Origin of the sequence: Vibrio sp. HI00D65 (assembly GCF_001635455.1) — a bacterium.
In the GTDB taxonomy this organism is placed as follows: Bacteria; Pseudomonadota; Gammaproteobacteria; order Enterobacterales; family Vibrionaceae; genus Vibrio.
Map to the genome: position 1 here is coordinate 1 of NZ_LWEH01000497.1, position 707 is coordinate 707.

At 48.2% G+C, this 707-nt stretch carries 1 pseudogene; it reads right to left on the reverse strand.

Features of this window, described 5'->3' with window-relative positions:
- Positions 1 to 707: pseudogene (locus A3712_RS23095) on the reverse strand (transketolase); the annotation flags it as partial.

Here is a 707-nt window from a genome sequence, read left to right on the forward strand (position 1 = left end):
TCTTTAAGGATGTAACCACCCTTCGCGATGTTAGCTACTTGCTCTTCGCTACGCTCTTGCTGTGCAAGGTTTTGACGAGAGAAGATTAGAGACGTTGGGCCTTCTTTACGTTCGATAGCCAGTTTCCAAGCCACTGCAGACTCAACTTGGTCACATGGACGCCATGTGCTCATGTTTGGAGTTAGACGTAGAGAAGCGATTTGCTCAACTGGTTGGTGAGTTGGGCCATCTTCACCAAGACCGATAGAGTCGTGCGTGTAAACTTGGATGTTCTGAACTTTCATCAGAGCAGCCATACGCATTGCGTTACGAGCGTATTCCATGAACATTAGGAAAGTAGCGCCGTATGGTACGAAACCACCGTGCAGAGCGATACCGTTCATGATAGCTGTCATACCGAATTCACGTACACCGTAGTGGATGTAGTTACCTGCTGGATCTTCAGCAGAAACAGACTTAGAACCAGACCACATAGTTAGGTTAGAAGGTGCAAGGTCAGCAGAGCCGCCTAGGAATTCAGGAAGCATAGCACCGAACGCTTCTAGTGCGTTTTGAGATGCTTTACGTGATGCAATGTTTGCTGGGTTAGCTTGAAGATCAGCAATGATTTGGTTTGCTTTCTCTTCCCACTGTGCAGGAAGCTCACCGTTTACGCGGCGTTTGAATTCAGCTGCCAGCTCAGGGTGTGCTGCTTCATAAGCTGCAAG